The organism is Caballeronia glebae, from assembly GCF_001545035.1.
Taxonomy (GTDB): Bacteria; Pseudomonadota; Gammaproteobacteria; order Burkholderiales; family Burkholderiaceae; genus Caballeronia; species Caballeronia glebae.
This window is the reverse complement of the sequence record NZ_FCOJ02000134.1, coordinates 1-3,833: the sequence shown is the minus strand read 5'-3', so window position 1 is coordinate 3,833 and position 3,833 is coordinate 1. Positions and strand designations below refer to the sequence as shown.

General features: G+C 61.5%; 5 protein-coding genes. All 5 read right to left on the bottom strand.

Annotated features, from left to right (window positions below; genetic code table 11):
* A partial coding sequence (acuI, locus tag AWB82_RS36235; RefSeq protein ID WP_086974050.1) for an acrylyl-CoA reductase (NADPH) occupies window positions 1–787 on the bottom strand: 787 nt, incomplete at its 3' end.
* Between the two features lie 75 nt (window positions 788–862).
* Entirely contained in the window at window positions 863–1,300 is a 438-nt protein-coding gene (locus AWB82_RS36230) for a PRC-barrel domain-containing protein (RefSeq protein WP_086974049.1), read from the bottom strand.
* Between the two features lie 175 nt (window positions 1,301–1,475).
* A complete protein-coding gene (locus AWB82_RS36225; protein WP_086974048.1) occupies window positions 1,476–1,691 on the bottom strand; it encodes a hypervirulence associated TUDOR domain-containing protein in 216 nt (71 codons plus the stop codon).
* A 53-nt stretch (window positions 1,692–1,744) separates the two neighbouring features.
* Window positions 1,745–2,167: a DUF1810 domain-containing protein gene (locus tag AWB82_RS36220; protein ID WP_086974047.1), complete on the bottom strand. Its 423-nt coding sequence runs from the start codon at window positions 2,165–2,167 to the stop codon at window positions 1,745–1,747.
* Window positions 2,168–2,177: 10 nt separating this feature from the next.
* Window positions 2,178–3,083: an aldo/keto reductase gene (locus tag AWB82_RS36215; RefSeq protein WP_086974046.1), complete on the bottom strand. Its 906-nt coding sequence runs from the start codon at window positions 3,081–3,083 to the stop codon at window positions 2,178–2,180.
* Between the last annotated feature and the right edge of the window lie 750 nt (window positions 3,084–3,833).

Here is a 3,833-nt window from a genome sequence, read left to right as displayed (position 1 = left end):
GGATGAACGGCGCGACCGTCGCGGGGAAATCCATGCCTTGCGCGAGGCCGCACGCGGCGACCGCGCCGCCATAGCGCAGGCTCGCGCACACGTTCGCAAGCGTATGGCTGCCGACGCAATCGACGGCCGCCGCCCAGCGCTCTTTCTGCAGCGGCTTGCCCGGCTCGGAAAGCGTCGCGCGCTCGACGATGTCCGCCGCACCCAATTCGCGCAGCCGCGCGGCTTCTTCGGGACGGCCGGTCGATGCAATCACGCGATAGCCGCGTTTCGCCAGAATCGCCACCGCGAAGCTGCCGACGCCGCCATTCGCGCCCGTCACCAGCACGTCGCCATCGTTCGTGCCGATGCCGTGTTTTTCCAGCGCCTGCACGCACAACATCGCGGTATAGCCTGCGGTGCCGACGGCCATCGCCTGGCGCGTCGTGATGTTCGCGGGCAGCGCAATCAGATGATCGGCCGGCACGCGCGCTTTCTGCGCGAGCCCGCCCCAATGCGTTTCGCCGGCGCCCCAGCCGTTCATCACGACCTTGTCGCCGGGCTTGTAATCCGGATGCGAACTCGATTCGACGACACCCGCGAAGTCGATGCCGGGCACCATCGGCCACGTGCGCACGACCGGGGCTTTGCCCGTGATCGCGAGTCCGTCTTTGTAATTGAGCGTGGAGAAGTCGACGCGCACGAGCACATCGCCACCGTCAGCGGATGCAGCAAGGCGAGCTTCGTCGATCAACTGAATGGATGCGACCGTGCGGTCGTCCTGCTTTTCGAGAATGAGAGCTTTGAACATCGGCGGACTCCGTTGGGTTGAGCGGCGCGTCGACGAGCGGGGCGGCGCGGCCGCCCCGTCATGTACAGCGGCGAATTAATGCTGGTTGAATTGCGCGCGCGGGGTCGGCGTCGTCTTCACCTTGTTGTACTGGAACTCGGGCAGCGCCTTGATCGCGTCCTTCGTTGCGCCCGCGAGCACGAACTTGCCGTCCTTCACGTCGAGTTGTTCGATGGGAATCGCGACATCATGACGCGCCACGCCGAGAAACTTGCTCGCCGCGATGATCGCGAACGAAACGGACTTGTCCGGTGCAACGATGATGTCGTTGACCACGCCGACGCGCTCACCTTGTTCGTTGACGACGGGCTTGTTCAGCACGGATTTCTTGATGCTCCAGCCATCGATGATAGCCGTCGAGACTTCCACCGATACACCGATCGGCTGCGTGCCCGCGACTTGTGCGAACGTGGCCGTGGAAGTCAGGCCAAACGCCGACGATGCAACGAGCAGTGCCACGAGTTTTGATTTCATTGTTTCGAGTCCTTAAAGGATTTGGGCGAAGCTGGAAATGGAATTGCGCGATTCAAGCTTTCAGCGCGTTAGGATTCTAACGTTATTCGTGGCTTTTGTAGGAACGGTGTCTGGTCGCACCGCGCGCACTGCAATAGTGCCAACGCACGGCGCTTGCGGTTGCCGGATGCGCGGCTCAGTGCGACAGCCGCGTGAGCGCGTCGCCTTTATGGACGGCGCGCTTGCCGCTCTTGTCGCTTTGCACTTCGAAATGCGGATCGTCGCGCGATGCGTCGACCGTGTGGCCGTCGAGCGTCGTGCGCTCGGTGACGATGCGCACGATATGGCCCGTCGTCTCACCTTGCGGCGTATTCCAGCGGACGCGATCGTGCAGTTTGAACGCTTGACTCATGGCTCGGCTCCCGAAGAACGTGGACGTTTTCCGGCGCGCAACAGGCATGCCCGTCAGTGCAGACGGGCGAGCGTCGCGTCGTCGGACCGGCCTTCGAAGTAACGGCGCAGCGCTTCGTTGAAAACGTTCGGATCGTCGGCGGTGCGCGCGAAAAGTGTCATCGACGAATGAAATTTCATATCGTCCGGATAGCCGAAGATCTGATCGGCGCCGCGTCCGTGCACGCCGTTGACGACGCGGGTCAATTCGACGAGCCGCGCGCCCAGCACGGGATGCGCGAGATAGGCGCGGGCTTCTTCGCGCGACGAGATCGCGTAGTGCTGCGCCATTGCGCTGTGTCCGAGACCGGCGATCTGCGGGAAGACGAACCACATCCAGTGCGTGCGCTTGCGGCCGGCGGAAAGCTCGGCGCGCACGTCGTCGATGACGCTTTGCTGCGCGTCGACGAAACGCTGCAGATGGTACGGATCGCTCATGTTCATCTCCTTACGCAACCGCGTCGGCGATGCGCTTTCTCATCGCCGCATCGGGATAGATGCCGACGCCCGCGCGCGCATTGTCGATCATATATTCGCGCCGTCCCGTGCCGGGAATCACGCACGTCACGGCCGGGTTGCCGAGCACGAATTTCAGCAGGAGCTGTGCCCACGAGGCGCAGCCGATTTCCTGCGCGAAATCCGGCAGCGGCCGGTTGCGCAGACTCGCGAGCAGCGACCCGCCGCCGAAGGGCTGATTGACGATCACCGCGACGCCACGCTCGGCGGCGAGGGGCAAGAGGCGCGCTTCGGCATCGCGGTCGTTGGCGGCGTAATTGATCTGCACGAAATCGATGCGCTCCGAACGCAGCACCGCTTCGACCTGGGCAAACGCGCTGGACGTGTAGTGCGTGACGCCGATGTAGCGCACTTTGCCGGCGGCTTTCCAGTCGCGCAGCGTGGCGACATGCGTGCGCCAGTCGAGCAGGTTGTGGATCTGCATGAGGTCGATGCGATCGGTCTGCCACAAACGCAGCGATTGCTCCATCTGCGCGATGCCGGCCTCTTTGCCGTCGGTCCAGACCTTCGTCGCGATGAACGCCTTGTCGCGTGCATGCGATTGCGCGAGCAGCGCGCCCGCGACGGCCTCCGACGAGCCGTACATCGGCGACGAATCGATCACCGAGCCGCCTGCCGCGAAAAGCACGCGCAAGACTTCGGCTAGCTCCTGGCGGCGCGCCGGATCGTTGCCGGCGTCAAAGGTGCGCCAGGTGCCGCAACCGACGACGGGCAAGGGCTCGTTTGTCGCGGGGATCGGGCGGGTATGCATGGGCGACGGGGAGGGATCGGCGGCGTGGGCTTGCGTGGCGAGCGCCGCGGCGGCGGTGACGCGCAGGAAGTCGCGGCGGGTGGTCATGGGCGATGAGCTGATTCTGGGTTTCCGGGTCGAGGAACGGGCTTTCTGGTTCTACTCGCCGTCCGAAGCTACATGGTGCGGGCAGGGCATGCAATAGCTTAGGTTGGAGGTCAGGAGTTGACCGATGAATATGAAGAACGGTCACGGATCGCACGGCGTGACAAATCGCGTGCGAAAAGCGTCGACCGTTCTCCGGATTTTAGTTGTCGTGAATCGTCTGGCATCAATAAAAAATCTGAGCGCTAACGATTATCTTGTTCGCCGGAATGATTATCACGAATAAAGCAGCGCCGGCGAATAAGGCGCCGGTTGGACGAAATGCACGGGAGAAAAGCTTGGCGCCAGTCGCCCTGTTCCGTGAGATCGAGAGCGTTAGTCGAATGAATCGACGCGTCCGTCTGTAGATGAATTTAACGTGGCTGTTCTGGCGAGGTTTTTGGGAGTGGTCGGGTTTCATTTTGGTCTCTCTTTAGCGCATATTGATGCGCTATCTACCGTTACGGTGCTACTCGGGACAATACACATAGATCGTTCACTTTACACGGAAAAGTTGCGATTTCTTGAGGTGCGTTCATGTGACGCGTTCGTAGTTGATTGCCTTTGGCATTAACTGCGATAAATCAACTTTCGATCACTATTCGCTAATAGAAATTGATTATCTGAATTTTTGATTTAGCAGCCTGTTGAAATACCCTCTGCGCGAGTCATCCGGGCAGGAGGGGCAAACGTTGATTCAAGGAATCGAACGAC

Bases quoted from the DNA above. Each gene is read 5' to 3' on its own strand.
- AWB82_RS36220 (WP_086974047.1), bottom strand. From the start codon at position 2,167: ATGAGCGATCCGTACCATCTGCAGCGTTTCGTCGACGCGCAGCAAAGC.
- AWB82_RS36225 (WP_086974048.1), bottom strand. From the start codon at position 1,691: ATGAGTCAAGCGTTCAAACTGCACGATCGCGTCCGCTGGAATACGCCG.
- AWB82_RS36230 (WP_086974049.1), bottom strand. From the start codon at position 1,300: ATGAAATCAAAACTCGTGGCACTGCTCGTTGCATCGTCGGCGTTTGGC.
- AWB82_RS36215 (WP_086974046.1), bottom strand. From the start codon at position 3,083: ATGACCACCCGCCGCGACTTCCTGCGCGTCACCGCCGCCGCGGCGCTC.